This is a genomic window from Candidatus Allofournierella merdavium, from assembly GCF_944382735.1.
In the GTDB taxonomy this organism is placed as follows: domain Bacteria; phylum Bacillota; class Clostridia; order Oscillospirales; family Ruminococcaceae; genus Allofournierella_A; species Allofournierella_A merdavium.
In genome coordinates, this window is sequence record NZ_CALWND010000010.1 from 79604 (window position 1) to 95127 (window position 15524).

The following is a 15524-nucleotide window of genomic DNA, read 5'->3' on the forward strand; positions in this document are numbered from 1 at the left end:
CCCGAAAGGTCGTGTCCCATGTTTGCTTCCACCCACTGCCAACTCTGCCCCCGCCGCTGCGGCGCGGACCGCACAAAGCACGCCGGGCGCTGCGGCGCCGGCGGGCAGCTGCGCGTCGCCCGGGCGGCCCTCCACTTCTGGGAGGAGCCCTGCATCAGCGGCGAAAAGGGCAGCGGCACGGTGTTCTTCACCGGCTGCTCCCTGGGCTGCTGCTACTGCCAGAATTATGCCATCAGCCAGCAGGGGCTGGGCAAGGCCATCGACGAACACCGCCTTTCGGACATCTTTCTGGAACTGCAGGCAAAGGGCGCGGCCAACCTGAACCTGGTCACCGCCACCCAGTGGCTGCCCTGGGTGACCGCCGCGCTGGACGCCGCCCGCGCCCGGGGCCTCCGCTTGCCGGTGGTGTGGAACACCGGCGGCTACGAGACTGAGGAGACGGTGGCCGCCCTGGCGGGCTATGTGGACGTGTGGTTATGTGACGTAAAGTATATTTCTACAAAATTATCCAAAATGTATTCAGACGCGGCGGATTACTTCACCGTCTGCGAGAAGGCGGTCAAGGCGATGCTGGCCCAGGCGGGGCGGCCGGTGCTGGACGGGGAGGGCTACCTGCAAAGGGGGGTCATCCTGCGCCATCTGGCGCTGCCGGGCTGCCTTTCGGACAGCCTGGCGGTGCTGGACTGGATGGCCACCCTGCCCAGGGGCAGCTTTATCCCCAGCCTGATGAGCCAGTACACACCTTTTTATAAAGCGAAGGAGACAAAGCCGCTGGACCGGCGCATCTCCACCTGGGAGTACCGGAAGGTGATCGACCGGGCGGTGGAACTGGGCCTGACGGAAGGCTACATGCAGGAGAAGAGCAGCGCGAAGGAGGAGTACACGCCCCCCTTCGATCTGGAGGGCGTATGATGGGCAATGTGTTGAGCCTTTTGTATATGGGGGTGTTTCTGGCGGCGGGAGCGGGCCTTGCCCGCCGCCTTGTGCCCCATTCGGATGTGCAGGAGCGGGTGGTGCTGGCCAGCGCCTTTGCCACCGCGCTGCTGGCGGCGCTGCCGGCCCTGGCGGCGCTGTTGTTCCGCTTCACCCTGCCCGCCGCCCTCACCGCCCTGGCCGGGGCGGCGGCGGTGGCGGTGTGGGGCTGGCTGCCCGGGGCGGGCACGGCCATGGGCAGGGATGTGTGGAAAGGCTTCTGGCTTTGCACCCTGGCAGCGGCGGCTCTCACCGGCTGGCTGCTGTTCACCCACACCCTTTATTTAAAGGACGGGGCCTACTGGTGCGGCCAGAGCACCTACGGCGACCTGCCCATGCACCTGGCGCTGATCGAGGCGCTGGCCCAGCAGGGGGATTTCCCGCCGGGGTTTTCGCTGCTGGCGGGACAGACGGTGGCGGGCTACCACTTTTTGTGCGAGAGCGTATCCAGCGTGTTTCTGCTGCTGGGAGCGGGGCTGAAAATGGCCTGCCTGCTGCCGGAATTCGCGGCGCTGCCGGCGGTGTTCGGCGGGGCCTGGCTGCTGGCGCGGCGGCTTTTGAAGAGCGGCGGGGCCGCGAGCCTTGCCTTCTGGCTGTTCTTCATGGGCAGCGGCTTCGGCTTCGTCTACTTTTTAGGCGGCGAAAAGGGCAACTTCACCCGCATCTTCACCGCCTTTTACGAGACTCCCACCAACTATGTGGAGGAGAACATCCGCTGGGTAAACCCCATCGTGGATATGCTGGTGCCCCAGCGGGCCACCCTGTTCGGCTGGGCGCTGCTCTTCCCCGCCCTGGCGCTGCTGGCGGCTTTTGCCCTGGAGGGCCGGCGGGAACTCTGGCCCGCCATCGCCCTGCTGGCCGCCCCCCTGCCCCTGACCCAGACCCACGCGGCGCTGGCGCTGGCGCTGGTGTGCGCGGTGCTGTTTTTCCGTCAGCTGCTCACCGGCCGCGGCCGGGCGGCGCTGGCCCCCTGGCTGGCGCTGGCGGCGGTGTGCGGGTTGGTGTGGCTGCCCCAGCTTTTGGGGGAGATCCTGCCCGGCGTGCAGGGGGGCGAGCGCTTTTTGCGCCTGTCCTTCAACTGGGCCAACGAGGGGGACAACTACTTCTGGTTCTACATCAAGAACATCGGGGTGGTGTACCTGCTGCTCATCCCCGCCTTCCTCGCGGCGGACAAGGCCCTGCGCTGGTTCTACGGGGGCGGGCTGGCCATCCTGCTTTTGAGCGAGTTCGTGGTGTTCCAGCCCAACGACTACGACAACAACAAGCTGCTGTTCGTCTGGCACCTGCTGGGCTGCGTCCTGGTGGCGGGGCTGCTGTGGAAATTTTCCGCCGGCGCCCTGCGGGCGATGGGCGAAGGGGGCGGCGGCCACACCCGGCGCCGCCCGCTGCGGCTGGCGGCAGCGGGGCTGCTGGTGGTGCTGGCCACCTTCGGCAGCGTGCTGACGATGGGGCGGGAGCTGGTGAGCGAATACCAGCAGTTTTCCGCCGACGCCATCGCCGCGGGCCAGTGGGCCCGGCAGGAGACCGACCCCCACGCCCTGTTTTTGACCGGCACCCAGCACATCAACGCGGTGGCGTCTCTTGCCGGGCGCACCGTCCTCTGCGGCAGCCCCAGCTATCTCTATTACCACGGCCTCAAATACGGCGAGCAGCAGGCGGCGGCGAAGGCGATGTACGAGACGCCCAGCGCCGGCCTGCTGGCGGAGTGGGGCGTGGACTATGTGGTGTTCAGCGGCTTTGAGCGCAGCGAATTTGCCGCCGATGAAGGCTGGTACCAGCGCAACTGCGCCCAGGTGTTCCGCCAGGGGGAGTATGTGATCTACCAGGTGGGCTGACCCCTGCCAAACGAAAAAGCGGCGCCTTCCGGGCTTTGCAGCCTTCGGAAGGCGCCGCTTTCGGCGTTTGTCGGCAGCCCCCGGGCGGAGGACCGCGTTTTTACTCCGCGATGCCGCGGGCGCTCTCGCTGCGGCGGCCCATGCTGTCCAGCGCGCCCCACTTGTGGTAGCGGATGATCTCCTCGGCCTTGTCCTTGTCGCCGGCCTCCAGGGCGTCCAGCAGTTCAAAATGCTGCTGCATCGAAATGCGATACCACTCGTCGGGGATGGCGTTGGCGTAATGGCCGGTGGGCCACTTGTTCCAGAGTTCGTCGATGTAGTCCACCAGCACGTCGTTGCCGGTGGTGCGGTAAAGGGTGATGTGGAACTTGTGGTTCAGCGCGGAGCACTGCTTCAGATTGCCCGCCTCGAAGGCGGCCACCATATCCCGCGCCAGGCCCCGCAGCCGCTTGAGCTGGGCGGGGGTGAGGTTGTCCGCCGCGAGGCGCACCGCGCCGCTTTCCAGGATCGCCTTCACCGCGAACAGCTGCGACAGGAACGACTTGCTCACCCGGGAGACCACCGCCCCCCGGTTGGGCAGCAGTTCCACCAGCTTCTCGCTCTCCAGCCGGCGCAGCGCCTCCCGCACCGGGATCTCGCTGCAGCCGTTTTCCCGGGCCACCCGGCTGATGACGATCCGGTCGCCGGGGAGATACTCTCCCTTTTTGATGCCGCTGAGGATCGCCCTGTAAACGATATCGACTTTTGAGGAATATTTCATACAGACATCTCGCCTCGCACACGCATATGGTGTGGGTTTCCACACATTTCCAGTATTTTTTATTCTATCACTCTTTGCCGCCGTCCGCAACCGGCGGACACGGTTCCAGGGCAGAAAAAGAGGCCCTCAGCGCAGCCGGTCGCCCGACGGCTGAAGGCCTCCTGTGCGCGGTGGGCGGTCACACAGTGCCGATCACTCGGCCACGCGCAGTTCGTCGAAGAAGAGCACGTTGTTCACGTTGGTCTTCACGCCCTCCACCTTGCTGGTGGTGGCCCAGATGTTGAAGCGGTCGTTGGTCCAGACAGCGGCGGGGTCGTCGATGTACAGGATCTGCTGGGCCTGCTTGTAGAGATCCAGACGGGCGGTCTCGTCCATCTCCACGGCGGCGGCGTTCAGCAGACGGTCCACCTCGGCGTTGGAGTACCAGCCGTAGTTGTTGTTGTTATTGCCGTCGGGGCTGGTCTCCCAGATGCGGCGCAGGCCCTCGTCGCAGTCGGCGGTGCCGGCGCCGTAGCCCATGAAGAACATGCCCCAGGGGAAATCCTCACCGGGAGTGGAGCGGTTGCCCATGGAGGCGTTGAAGGTGGCGTTGTCCACGGTCTCGATGGTGGCGGTGATGCCCACCTCGGCCAGGTCGGAGACGATCATCTCACAGGTCTCCAGGCTCTTGTTGTAGCCGGTGTGGACCATGATGGAGAACTCAAAGCCGTCGGGATAGCCGGCCTCGGCCATCAGCTGCTTGGCCTTCTCCTGATCCTGCTGGATCACGCCGAAGTCGTAGTAGCCCCAGACGTTGGGGTTGACGGGGGCGGTGCAGGCCTCCTCGCCGATGTCGGAGTAGAGGGCGTCGATGATGGCCTGGCGGTCGATGGCGTAGCTCACGGCCTGGCGCAGGCGGGTGTCCTTCAGATACTCGTTGGCGCAGTTGAACTGCAGGCCGTGGGCGCCGATGCTCTCGGTGGTGATGATGTTCAGGTCGGGGTTCTGCTTCAGGGCGGGTACCTCGCTGGTGGCCACGGTGGTCATATCCACCTCGCCGGTCTCCAGGGCCACCTGACGGGCGTTGGCGTCGGAGACGATCAGGATGTCGATGGTCTTGGTGGGCACGGCGCCGCCGAAGTAGTCGTCAAAGCGCTCCAGCACCATCTCCTGATCCCGGTCCCAGGAGGCCAGCTTGTAGGGGCCGGTGCCGTCCACGGACTCGGCGGTCAGGCCCAGCTCGGTGCCGTACTTCTCAATGTAGTCGGCGTTGAGGATCAGGTTGGAGCGGTGGGTCAGGTTGGCCAGGAAGGGCGCGATGGGGCTGGGGGTGATCAGCTGGACGGTGTAGTCGTCCACCACCTTGCACTCGGAGATGTAGCCGGCGGCCAGGCTGGTGTAGCGCACGGGGTTCTCCTCGTCCAGCAGGCGGTCGTAGCTGGCCTTCACGTCGGCGGAGGTCAGTTCTTTGCCGCTGTGGAACTTCACGCCCTGCTTCAGGTGGAAGGTCCAGGTGCAGCCGTCCTCAGACACTTCCCAGCTCTCGGCCAGATCGCCCACCAGTTCGTTGTTGGCGTCCCGGCGGACCAGCTGGGAATACACGGCGCGCAGGTACACGTCGTTGGTGTTGTTCATCTGGCCGTCCATGTAGTTCTGGTCACTGCTGGAGGCGATGGTGAGGGTGTCCTTGTAGGTCACGGCGTCGGCGGCGGACCCGGAAGCGCTCGTGCCGCCGGAAGCGGCGGAGTCGCCCGAGGAACCGCAGCCGGCGAGCAGGGAAACGCTCATGATCGCCGTCAGGGCAAGGGCAAGCAGCTTTGTCTTTCTCATGTTTTTCTCTCCTTTTTGCATTTTATATCCATACCCCTGTGAGGCAACAGATATCAGTTGGTTTTGCCCGCGCACAGGTGGCAGGCCACCTGGTGCCCCGGCTCCACCTCGGCGAGGGCCGGCTTCTCCCGGCCGCAGCGCTCGGTGGCAAACTTGCAGCGGGTGTGGAAGCAGCAGCCGCTGGGCGGGTTCAGCGGGCTGGGCACGTCGCCCTCCAGCTCGCCGCTCATGGTCACCCGCTCGGGGTCGGGCACGGGGATGGCGTCCAGCAGGGCCTTGGTGTAGGGATGGCGGGGGTCCTCAAAGAGTTGTTTTTTGTCGGCGATCTCCACCACGTTGCCCAGGTACATCACGGCGATGCGGTCGCACAGGTGATGCACCACGCTCAGGTTGTGGGAAATGAAGATGTAGGTCAGGCCGTGTTTCTCCTTGAGTTCCTGCATCAGGTTCAAAATCTGCGCCTGGATGGACACGTCCAGCGCGCTCACCGGCTCGTCGCAGATGATGAGGCCGGGGTTGAGGGCCAGGGCCCGGGCGATGCCGATGCGCTGGCGCTGGCCGCCGGAGAACTCGTGGGGGTAGCGGGTGATCTGCTCGTGGTTGAGGCCCACCTCCCGCATCAGCTCCTCCACCCGGGCGTTGCGCTCCTCACGGGTGCCGATCTTGTGCACGTCCAGCGGCTCGCGGATGCAGCGGCCCACGGTGAAGCGGGAATCCAGGGAGGAATAGGGGTCCTGGAAGATGATCTGCAGCTTTTTGGCCCGCTCGCGGCTCAGGGCCCCCTTGCTGTTCACCAGCGACTCGCCCTCGTAGAGGATGTCGCCGGCGGTGGCTTTCAGCAGGCCCACGATGGCGTGGCCGGTGGTGGACTTGCCGCAGCCCGATTCGCCCACGATGCCGAAGGCCTCCTTGCGGCGCACCTGGAAGCTGACGCCGTCCACCGCCTTGACCCAGGCCTTGCGGGGGATCAGCGATTTGGTCTTGACCGGGTAGTAGACCTTCAGGTCCTTTACTTCCAGCAGCACGTCATTGTTCATCGCTCTCACCTCCCACATAGTTCCAGCAGCGCACCTTGCGCCCGTCGGGCAGCGCGGTCAGCGGCGGGGGTTCTTTGCGGCACCTGTCGCAGGCCTTGTCGCACCGGGGCGAGAAGCGGCAGCCCTGGGGGTAGTCCTTGGGGCTGGGGATGTTGCCCTTGATGCTGTAAAGGGAATCCTTCTCCTCGCCCAGCACCGGCAGCGACTTCAAAAGCCCCTGGGTGTAGGGGTGCAGCGGGTCCTTGAAGATGCTCTTCACGTCGGCGTACTCCACCGCCTGCCCCGCGTACATGACCATCACGTTCTGGGCGATCTGGGCCACCACCCCGAGATCGTGGGTGATGAGGATGATGGAGGTGTCCCGCCCTTCCTTCAGATCGCTCAGCAGGTGCATAATCTGGGCCTGGATGGTCACGTCCAGGGCGGTGGTGGGCTCGTCGGCGATGAGGATGCCCGGGTTGCAGGCCAGGGCCATGGCGATCATCACCCGCTGGCGCATGCCGCCGGACAGCTGGTGGGGGTAGTCGTTGACCACCTTTTCCGGCGCGGGGATACGCACCTTCTTGAGCATCTCCACCGCCTTTTCATAGGCATCTTTGCGCTTCATGCCCTGGTGCATGCACAGGATGTCGGTGATCTGCTTGCCGATGGTGAACACCGGGTTCAGGCTGGTGAGCGGCTCCTGGAAGATCATGGTGATCTCGTTGCCCCGGATGGCGCGCATCTGCTTTTCGGTCTTTTTCAAAAGGTCCTCGCCCTTATAGAGGATCTCCCCGTCCAGGATCTTGCCCGGCGGGCTGGGCACGATGCGCAAAATAGACAGGCTGGTGACGCTTTTGCCGCAGCCGGATTCGCCCACGATGGCCAGCGTCTCGCCCTTGTGGAGGTCGAAGTCCAAGCCGTCCACCGCGGGGACGGTGCCCTCCTCCGTGTAAAAATAGGTCTTCAGGTTCCTCACCTGCAATACCGTTTCTTGCATAGCCATTCTCTCTTTCGTCCGCATTCAGGATACATTCTTCAGTTTGGGGTCCAGCGCGTCCCGCAGGCCGTCGCCCACCAGGCTGAAACTCATCACCACCAGGGTGATGACCAGGCCGGGGAAGATGGCCTCCCAGGGGTTTGTGCGGATGACCTCTTTGGCCTTGTTGAGCATGGCGCCCCACTCCGGGCTGGGGGGCTGCACGCCCATGCCCAGAAAGGACAGGGAGGAGGAGGTCAGGATGGCGCTGCCCAGATTCAGCGTGACGTTGACGATGATCTGGGACACCGAGTTGGGGATGATGTGGGTGAGGATGATCTGGGCGTTGGACTCGCCCATCACCTTGGCCGCGCCGATGTACTGGGAATCCTTGTTGGAGATGACCACGCCGCGCACCATGCGGGCGATGGAGGGCACCGCGAACACCGCGATGGCGATGACGGTGTTCTGGGTGCCGTTGCCCAGGATGGCCACGATGACGATGGCCAGAAGCAGGCCCGGGAAGGCCAGCAGCACGTCGATCACGCGGGAGATGATGGCGTCCGCCACGCCGCCGAAGTAGCCGGCGCACACGCCCAGGATGATGCCCACAAAGCAGCCGGAGAACACCCCCGCGAAGCTGATGGAAAGGGACACCCGGGCGCCGTAGACGATGCGGGTGAAGGTGTCGCGGCCCAGGTAGTCGGTGCCGAACCAGTGGGCGGCGCTGGGGCCTTTGCTGATGAGGGAGGTGTCCTGCGCCAGGGGATCATAGCTGCACAGGAAGGGCCCGACGAGGGCCATCAGGAAAAAGATCAGCAGCACCACCAGGCCGATGATGGAAACCTTGCGCTTCAAAAAGCGCCGAACGATGGGTGATTTCATTGCGCTGCCTCCTCAATCGTATTTGACCCGGGGGTCCACCAGGCCGTAGATGATGTCCACCAGTGTGTTCACGATCACGAAGGAGGCGGCCAGCACCAGCACCGTGCTCTGGATGGCGGGGTAGTCGCGGCCGTTCACGCTGTCCACCAGAAAGCTGCCGACGCCCTGGATGGTGAAGATGGTCTCCACCAGCGCCGCGCCGGCCAGCAGGCTGCCGAAGCGCAGGCCGATGGCGGTGAGCACGGGGATCAGGGCGTTCTTAAAGGCGTACTGGGTGATGATCTTGAACTTGGAGGTGCCGTAGGCACGGGCGGTGCGGATGTAGTCCTGGTTGATGACATCCAGCATGGAGGAGCGGGTGGTGCGGGCGATCATGCCCACCGCCCCGAGGCCCAGCGTTGCGATGGGCAGTATGGCGTGCCGCCAGCTTCGCAGCCCCAGGCTTGGCAGCACCCCCAGATGCAGGCAGAAATAGAGCATCAGCAGCATCGCCAAAAAGAAGGATGGCACCGACACCGCCACCATGGAGATGACCATGACGATGTTGTCCCCCGCCTTGTTGTGGAAGGTGGCCGCGATGATGCCGCATATGACGCCGATGATGGAACCCACCACCGTGCCGCCCACCGCCAGGGTGACGGTGTAGGGGTAGCGGTTGGTCAGCTCCTCCAGAATGGTCTTGTGGGTGCGCAGGGAGGTCCCCATGTCCCCCTGGACAAAGCCCGTGATCCACCGGAAATACTGCACGATCAGCGGATCGTTCAGGCCGTACTTATCCCGCATGGCGTCCAGGTATTCCTCGCTGGTGCCGCCGCTCTCGGACACACCGTACAGCAGGGTGATGGGGTCGCCGGGGATGATCCGGACCATCAAAAATACGATGATGGATACCAACAGCAGCGTGGGGATGAGCTGCAGCAGTCGTTTTGCGATGTATCTGAGCATGGTTTCTCTCCCGCAATCTTTTTATGGTTTCCCGGGGGGCGCGCCCGCCGGGCCGGTTTTCAAGGGAAGGGGAAAAAACGCCCCGAAAGCAGCCCTCCGGGGCGCTTTTCCCGCGTTTGTGGCGTTATTTCAGCGCCGCCACGACGTTCATTTCCAGGAAGTATCCCTCGGGGATCTTCGCTTCCACGCAGACCCGGGCGGGGGCGTGGCCGGGGTTCAGCCAGGCGTCCCACACGGCGTTCATCTCCTCTTTCAGCGAGAGGTCGGAGATGTAGATGGTGACGAACAGCATGTGGTCCTTGTCGCTGCCGTGCTGTTCCAGCAGCTGCTCATAGCGCTCGCACAGAGCCTTGGTCTGGCCGGCGATGGTGTCGTGCTTCTGGCCGTCCACATGGCCGCTGAAGTAGATCACCCCGTTGTGTTTGACGGCGCGGGCAAAGGTGGGCGCCGGGTCGATGTATTCGATCATGGTCTCGCTCCTCACAGGCTTATTCCTTGACGATGCCCAGCTTCTTGGCCGCCGCCAGGCCCTTGGTGTAGCCGAAGGCGCCGGGATAGGCCACCTTCATCAGCTCCCGCAGGGCGTCGGCGGCCTTCTCGGGCTCGCCGTGCAGCGTCCAGTAGCAGTACAGGCCGTAGTACATGCCGTTCTTTTCCAGGTTCACCCGGTTCTCCCGGGGCAGCACCTTGTCCTTCATGTCCGGCTCGATGAACTCCTCGGGCTTCACCAGGCCCTTGTACAGCCGCACCACGCGGCAGTAGCCGTAGTCCATCTTGGGAGGCTCCACGGTGGCGTCGATCAGATCGAGGCACTTCTCTGCCTCGTCGAACTTGCCCAGCTCCACATAGGAGGTGTAGATCCAGTGGATCAGGGGGTAGTGCTCGGCGGGGTTGGACAGCTTCATGCACTGGCGGAAGTCGTCGATGGACTCCTCGATGTGGCCCGCCAGGTTCAGGGTGGTGGCGCGGTAGTACCAGTAGGTCCAGCAGTCGGAATCCAGGTGGATGGTCACGGTGAAGTCCGCCACCGCCTGCCAGAAGTGGCCGGTGGTGTTCAGCTTGCGGCCCCGGCCGAAGTAGTTGGGGGCGTAGAAGGGATCAAAGGCGATGCCCTGGCTGTACACCTCGATGGCCTCCTCGTAGCGGCCGGCGTTGCCCAGGGCGGTGCCGTACTCGTACAGCGCCCGGGCGTCGGTGTCGTCCTTGTCCACCTTGGCCTTGGCCTCCTCGATGGCGGGCTGCATCATCAGAATATGACGCATCTCCTCGTTCTTGGCTTCGTTGTAGACGAATTTCATTTCAACAGCCTCCTGTCGTATTTTCAGCCGCGCCGCCCCGGCGTGCGGGGCGCATCGGGCCGATTGCGTGTTTCGTGCCTTATTTCAAAAGGCCCAGCCGTTTGGCGATGGGAATGGACTTGGTGTAGCCGAAGGCGCCGGGATAGGCGATGGGCAGCAGCTTTTTGATGGCCTCGGCGGCCTTGTCCGGCTGGCCGTGCACCATCCAGTAGCAGTACAGCCCGTAGTACATGGTGTTCTGCTCCAGTTCCACCCGCTTTTCCCGGGGCAGCACCTTGTCCTTCATGTCCGGCTCGATGAATTCCTCCGGCTTGACCATCCCTTTGTACAGGCGCACCGTGCGGCAGTAGCCGTAATCCATCTGCGGGGGTTCGATGGTGGCGTCCACCCCTTCCAGGCTCTTTTCCGCCTTGTCGTACTGGCCCATCTCCACATAGGTGGAGTAGATCCAGTGGATCAGGGGGTAGTGCTCCGACGGGTCGGACACCTTCATGCACTGGCGGAAGTCGTCGATGGACTCCTCCAGATGCCCCGCCAGGTTCAGGGTGGTGGCCCGGTAATACCAGTACAGCCAGTTGGAGGAATCCAGATGGATGGCCATGGTGTAGTCCGCCAAAGCGCCCCAGAAGTGGCCGGTGGTGCTGAGCTTGCCGCCCCGCCCGAAGTAGTTGGGGGCGTAGAAGGGGTCGTACACGATGCCCTGGCTGTGGGCCTCGATGGCCTCGTCGTAGCGCTTTTCCAGCGACAGCGCCTTGCCGTAGACGTACCAGGCGTAGGCGTCGGTGTCGTCCTTTTCCAGCGCGGACTTCGCCTCGGCCACGGTGGGCTGCATCATCAGCATCTCGCGGTTGTGATCATTTTTCTTTTGATTGAAGACGAATTTCATTCCTCGCACCTCCTGCGGTCCTTGTCGTACAGCCCGCGCGGGGGCGCGGGGTCTTTAAAAAAAAAGCGTCCAGAGCGCATCGTGTTCATGCGGATCCAAACGCCTTTGTTCAGTCCTTGCTGTGTCGTATGCTGTTTTCAGCGCCCGCTCAGGGCAGGATCCCCAGCCTCTTTGCAATGGGGATCGCCTTGGTGTGGGCGAACGTGCCGGGATAGGCCACCTTCATCAGCTCCCGGATGGCGTCGGCGGCCTTTTCCGGCTCGCCGTGGACCATCCAGTAGCAGTACAGGCTGTAATACAGGCCGTTGAGCTCCAGCCGCACCCGGTCCTTCTGGGGCAGCACGTTTTTCTCCAGCAGCGGAATGTCGATGAACTCCTCCGGGCTCACCAGCCCCTTGTACAGCAGCACCGAGCGGCGGTAGCCGTAGTCCATCTGCGGGGCCTCCACCGAGGCGTCCACCAGATCGAGGCTCTTCTCGGCCTCGGCGTAGCGGCCCAACTCCACGTTGGAGGTGTACAGCCAGTCCGCCAGGGGGTAGTGCTCTTCCGGCGCGGTGAGGGAGATGCAGCGGGTGAAATCGTCCAGCGATTCCTCCACATGGCCGTTCATGTTCAGGGTGGTGGCCCGGTAGTACCAGTAGATCCAGTTGGAGGAGTCCAGGTGGATGGCCACCGTGAAATCCGCCACCGCCTGCCAGAAATGGCCCGACGCACTGTGCCGCCGGCCGCGGCCGAAGTAGTTGGGCGCGTAGAAGGGGGCAAACGCAATGCCCCGGCTGTGGGCCTCGATGGCGCCCTCATAGTCCTTTTCCAGTGACAGCGCCGTGCCCAGGGCATAGAGCGCCGCCGCGTCGGTGTCGTCCTTTTCCAGGGCGGCCCTGGCCTCGGCCACGGTGGGGCGCATCATCAGGATCGTGCGCGCCTGCTCGTTCTTCTGCGGGTTGAACACAAACTTCATCCGTCGTTCCCTCCTTGTCGCCCCGGGGCCCCGGCCCCGGAAAATCATATATTTCATATTGATGTGTATATTCTTTCCGGCGCGGGGAGGAGGCGGGTGCGCCCCGGCGCGTTTTTTCGTCATCGCCCGGCCCGCGCGGTGATAAAATATGCGAAATCCCCTCTGTTTTCGCCGCTAAATTGCTTTTATTGTAATCATAAAAATGCAGTTTGTCAATGTTCATATGCACAAAGTTTATCAGTTTAAAGTCGTAAAATATCATATATTATTCTATATTGATTTTCACTCAAAGTTATGAAATAATGGTACAAAAGTGTGGCCGGAGAGGCCATTGCAAGGAGGGTAAACCATGAGCAACGCATCCGCCGACGCGGCCCGTATTTTAAAGGAGAGCTGCGCCATCGACTCACTGTTTCACGGCCTGTTCACCGACCCGCCCTTTGAGTGCGCGCCGGGCCACAGCATCGTGGACATCCTTCTGGAGGGCGGCGTGAGCGCCATCAGCACCACCATCGTGGACGACAACTACCCCAGCAACTTCACCGACTGCTGCAAGGCCATCCACCAGTATTACCTGTTGGAGGAGACCTGTCCGGACAAGGTGATCATCGCCACCAGCGCGGCGGACATCCTGCGGGCCAAGGCCGAGGGCAAGCTGGCGGTGATCATGAGCACCCAGGGGGCCTTCTGCTTTGAGCAGGACCTGCGCTACATCTCGCTTCTCAACCGCCTGGGGCTGAAGATCGTGCAGCTGACCTACAACCAGCAGAGTTTCATCGGTTCCGGCGCCTTTGTGAGCGACGACACCGGCCTGAGCCGCTTCGGCGAGCAGTGCATCTACGAGATGAACCGGGTGGGCATGCTGATCGACCTGTCCCACGCGGGGCGCAAGACCTCGCTGGACGCCATCGCCGTCTCCGCCGACCCGGTGATCTTCTCCCACTCCTCCTGCTACGACGTGGCAAAGCACACCCGCAACGCCAACGACGAGCAGATCAAAGCCCTGGCGGCCAAGGGCGGTGTGATCGGCCTGTGCCCCCACAGCGTGATGTGCAACGAGGACCAGAGCAGCTGGCCCACGGTGGACCGGTTCATCGACCACATCGAGCATGTGGCCGACCTGGTGGGCATCGACTATGTGGGCATCGGCACCGACCGCTGGAAGCGCCCCACCCTGGACTATCTGATGGGCCGGGTGGAGTTCGAGCGCACCTGCCCCCACTGGTTCGGCAAGTTCAGCGGCTACCAGAAGCATGTGCAGGGCTTCAACTACTTCGACGAGTGGGACAACCTGGTGGATCACATGCTGGCCCGGGGCTTTGGCGAAGAGGACATCAAAAAGGTGCTGGGCGGCAACCTGCTGCGGGTGTTCCGCAAGGTGTGGGACAAGGAGTGACGGGCCATGTATGACATCCTTATTAAAGGGGGCACGGTGATCGACGGCACCGGCGCCGCCGCCATGGAGGCCGACGTGGCCATCCAGGACGGGAAGATCGCCGCCATCGGCGCCATCGACCCCGCCCAGGCCCATGAGGTGATCGACGCGGCGGGCAAAACGGTGACCCCCGGCTTCATCGAGATGCACTCCCACGCCGACCAGACCCTGCTGGCCTACCCCACCATGGACAGCATGCTGCACCAGGGCATCACCACCTTTGTGGGGTGCATGTGCGGCCAGTCCATCGCGCCGGTGGGCAGATACTGGCTGGCCAACCAGGCCATGCGGGACATCTTTGACGAGCTGACCCCCAAGCTCTACGCCGACATGTACGCCGATGACTACTACGCTCTCAGCGAGGAGGTCATCCCCCTCATCCGCCGCCGCTGCGGCTTTGACGTGACCTGGCGCACCTTTCACGAGTGGCTGGACGCGGTGGACGCCCACGGCACCTCCGGCAACATCGTGCCGGTGCTGGGCTACAGCACCATCCGGATGAACGCCGCCGGCCCGGACGGCGACCGCCCCCTCACCGAGGCGGAGAAGGCGCAGCTGAAGGCGGACATCCACGAGGCGCTGGACGCCGGCGCCTTCGGCATGTCGGTGGGGCTGGACTATGAGCCGGGCATCTTTTCCGACACCGCCGAACTGCTGGAGATGAGCAAAGAGCTGAAAAAGGACGGGGGCATCCTGTTCGCTCACTGGCGCAAGACCGGCCAGCGCCGGGGCACCCCCAAGCGGCAGAAGAAGATCGACGGCATCAAGGAGATCCTGGAGATCGGCCTGGCCAACGACATCCAGGTGCAGATCTCCCACCTGTCCAAGGGCTACGACCTCTATCCCGCCAACGACGATTATCTGCAGGTCGCGGCCTCCAGGCGCACGCTGCAGGTGATCGACGAGTATGTGGCCAGGGGCGTGCGGGCCGGCTTTGACGTGATCCCCAACTCCACCGGCGGCACCATGATCGCCCCCGACCTGATCACCCTGTTCCGCCCCTGGTACAAGTTCACCGGCGGGGTGAGCCTGTTTTTGCGCAACCTGAACGGGCAGGACTACCGCCAGATGATCCGGGAGGCCATCTTCTCCGGCTCCTACTACATCCTGAACCCCAAGGTGCAGCCGGAGTGGGAGGACGAGATCAGAATCATCCGCTGCGCCCAGCGCCGCTACGAGGGCAAGACCGCCCGCCAGGTGGGGCAGATGATGGGCTGCGACACCCTCACCGCCCTGTTCGAACTGCTGCTGATCGACCGGCGCACCCAGATCTTCCGGGCGGTGCACGACGCCAACGCCGAGAGCGTCAAGACCTTTGTGGGCCACCCCCAGGCCACCCTGGGCAACGACACCTTCGTCTTCGGCGCCACCTCCACCGTGGCCTACGACCCCGAGAGCCCCGGCAACAAGCCCAACCCCAACACCTACTGCGGGTTCATCAAGTTTTTGACCGAGCTGGGGGGCGACGACCGGGTGGAGATGATCCGCAAACTCACCGGCCGGCCCGCCGAACTGCTGCATCTGAAAAAGCGGGGCACCCTGGCCCCCGGCAAGCAGGCGGATGTGCTGGTCATCGACTGGGAGGCCCTGAAGACCAACGAGAACGTCATCGACCCCACCGTCTACCCCGACGGCATCCAGCATGTGCTGGTGAACGGCGTGCCGGTCATCCGGGACGGCCGGCACACCGGCGCGCTGCCCGGCGGCGCCATCCGCCGGCAGGACTGCTGACATCCAACAGACAAG

At 63.7% G+C, this 15524-nt stretch carries 14 protein-coding genes; 4 read left to right on the forward strand and 10 right to left on the reverse strand.

The genetic code is table 11. The features are described 5' to 3' along the window. The first annotated feature begins 18 nt into the window (after positions 1-18). Positions 19-912 (forward strand): radical SAM protein, encoded by an 894-nt coding sequence (locus ACH2A7_RS09735; protein ID WP_394961689.1) that lies wholly within the window; start codon positions 19-21, stop codon positions 910-912. Next, the gene (locus ACH2A7_RS09740) at positions 912-2807 is read left to right on the forward strand and encodes a hypothetical protein (protein ID WP_394961690.1); all 1896 of its coding nucleotides are present in this window, start codon (positions 912-914) and stop codon (positions 2805-2807) included. Before ACH2A7_RS09735 ends, ACH2A7_RS09740 begins: the two co-directional genes overlap by 1 nt. Before the next feature lie 100 nt (positions 2808-2907). Here ACH2A7_RS09740 and ACH2A7_RS09745 read toward each other — a convergent pair whose 3' ends face one another. The 10 genes from ACH2A7_RS09745 to ACH2A7_RS09790 form a co-directional block, all read right to left on the reverse strand. Further along, positions 2908-3567 (reverse strand): GntR family transcriptional regulator, encoded by a 660-nt coding sequence (locus ACH2A7_RS09745; RefSeq protein WP_394961691.1) that lies wholly within the window; start codon positions 3565-3567, stop codon positions 2908-2910. Between the two features lie 192 nt (positions 3568-3759). After that, a complete protein-coding gene (locus ACH2A7_RS09750) occupies positions 3760-5376 on the reverse strand; it encodes an ABC transporter substrate-binding protein (RefSeq protein WP_394961693.1) in 1617 nt (538 codons plus the stop codon). Positions 5377-5429: 53 nt separating this feature from the next. Further along, the gene (locus tag ACH2A7_RS09755) at positions 5430-6413 is read right to left on the reverse strand and encodes an ABC transporter ATP-binding protein (protein WP_394961694.1); all 984 of its coding nucleotides are present in this window, start codon (positions 6411-6413) and stop codon (positions 5430-5432) included. Then, positions 6403-7392, reverse strand: coding sequence for an ABC transporter ATP-binding protein (locus tag ACH2A7_RS09760; RefSeq protein WP_394961695.1), 990 nt, complete (start codon positions 7390-7392; stop codon positions 6403-6405). Before ACH2A7_RS09760 ends, ACH2A7_RS09755 begins: the two co-directional genes overlap by 11 nt. Positions 7393-7416: 24 nt before the next feature. Further along, a complete protein-coding gene (locus ACH2A7_RS09765; protein WP_394961697.1) occupies positions 7417-8256 on the reverse strand; it encodes an ABC transporter permease in 840 nt (279 codons plus the stop codon). Positions 8257-8268: 12 nt separating this feature from the next. Continuing rightward, positions 8269-9201, reverse strand: a complete 933-nt coding sequence (locus ACH2A7_RS09770) for an ABC transporter permease (RefSeq protein ID WP_394961698.1) — start codon at positions 9199-9201, stop codon at positions 8269-8271. Positions 9202-9325: 124 nt separating this feature from the next. Then, positions 9326-9670 (reverse strand): RidA family protein, encoded by a 345-nt coding sequence (locus tag ACH2A7_RS09775; RefSeq protein ID WP_394961699.1) that lies wholly within the window; start codon positions 9668-9670, stop codon positions 9326-9328. A 19-nt stretch (positions 9671-9689) separates the two neighbouring features. Further along, the gene (locus ACH2A7_RS09780; RefSeq protein WP_394961701.1) at positions 9690-10499 is read right to left on the reverse strand and encodes a tetratricopeptide repeat protein; all 810 of its coding nucleotides are present in this window, start codon (positions 10497-10499) and stop codon (positions 9690-9692) included. Between the two features lie 79 nt (positions 10500-10578). Then, complete coding sequence (locus tag ACH2A7_RS09785) at positions 10579-11385, reverse strand: tetratricopeptide repeat protein (RefSeq protein ID WP_394961702.1); 807 nt, start codon at positions 11383-11385, stop codon at positions 10579-10581. Between the two features lie 148 nt (positions 11386-11533). Beyond that, on the reverse strand, positions 11534-12343 hold the full coding sequence (locus ACH2A7_RS09790) for a tetratricopeptide repeat protein (RefSeq protein WP_394961703.1): 810 nt from the start codon (positions 12341-12343) through the stop codon (positions 11534-11536). 349 nt (positions 12344-12692) lie between these two features. On the opposite strand from ACH2A7_RS09790, the gene ACH2A7_RS09795 reads away from it, so the two are divergent. Both ACH2A7_RS09795 and ACH2A7_RS09800 read left to right on the forward strand, forming a co-directional pair. Next, entirely contained in the window at positions 12693-13739 is a 1047-nt protein-coding gene (locus ACH2A7_RS09795; protein WP_394961705.1) for a dipeptidase, read from the forward strand. Positions 13740-13745: 6 nt separating this feature from the next. Next, complete coding sequence (locus ACH2A7_RS09800) at positions 13746-15509, forward strand: amidohydrolase family protein (protein ID WP_394961706.1); 1764 nt, start codon at positions 13746-13748, stop codon at positions 15507-15509. Positions 15510-15524: the final 15 nt, after the last annotated feature.

What these genes read in the sequence shown, in the direction of transcription:
- ACH2A7_RS09780 (WP_394961701.1), bottom strand. Translation starts at nt 10,499, where the DNA reads ATGAAATTCGTCTACAACGAAGCCAAGAACGAGGAGATGCGTCATATT.
- ACH2A7_RS09735 (WP_394961689.1), top strand. Translation starts at nt 19, where the DNA reads ATGTTTGCTTCCACCCACTGCCAACTCTGCCCCCGCCGCTGCGGCGCG.
- ACH2A7_RS09765 (WP_394961697.1), bottom strand. Translation starts at nt 8,256, where the DNA reads ATGAAATCACCCATCGTTCGGCGCTTTTTGAAGCGCAAGGTTTCCATC.
- ACH2A7_RS09795 (WP_394961705.1), top strand. Translation starts at nt 12,693, where the DNA reads ATGAGCAACGCATCCGCCGACGCGGCCCGTATTTTAAAGGAGAGCTGC.
- ACH2A7_RS09770 (WP_394961698.1), bottom strand. Translation starts at nt 9,201, where the DNA reads ATGCTCAGATACATCGCAAAACGACTGCTGCAGCTCATCCCCACGCTG.
- ACH2A7_RS09790 (WP_394961703.1), bottom strand. Translation starts at nt 12,343, where the DNA reads ATGAAGTTTGTGTTCAACCCGCAGAAGAACGAGCAGGCGCGCACGATC.
- ACH2A7_RS09775 (WP_394961699.1), bottom strand. Translation starts at nt 9,670, where the DNA reads ATGATCGAATACATCGACCCGGCGCCCACCTTTGCCCGCGCCGTCAAA.
- ACH2A7_RS09750 (WP_394961693.1), bottom strand. Translation starts at nt 5,376, where the DNA reads ATGAGAAAGACAAAGCTGCTTGCCCTTGCCCTGACGGCGATCATGAGC.
- ACH2A7_RS09740 (WP_394961690.1), top strand. Translation starts at nt 912, where the DNA reads ATGGGCAATGTGTTGAGCCTTTTGTATATGGGGGTGTTTCTGGCGGCG.
- ACH2A7_RS09760 (WP_394961695.1), bottom strand. Translation starts at nt 7,392, where the DNA reads ATGCAAGAAACGGTATTGCAGGTGAGGAACCTGAAGACCTATTTTTAC.
- ACH2A7_RS09800 (WP_394961706.1), top strand. Translation starts at nt 13,746, where the DNA reads ATGTATGACATCCTTATTAAAGGGGGCACGGTGATCGACGGCACCGGC.
- ACH2A7_RS09785 (WP_394961702.1), bottom strand. Translation starts at nt 11,385, where the DNA reads ATGAAATTCGTCTTCAATCAAAAGAAAAATGATCACAACCGCGAGATG.
- ACH2A7_RS09755 (WP_394961694.1), bottom strand. Translation starts at nt 6,413, where the DNA reads ATGAACAATGACGTGCTGCTGGAAGTAAAGGACCTGAAGGTCTACTAC.
- ACH2A7_RS09745 (WP_394961691.1), bottom strand. Translation starts at nt 3,567, where the DNA reads ATGAAATATTCCTCAAAAGTCGATATCGTTTACAGGGCGATCCTCAGC.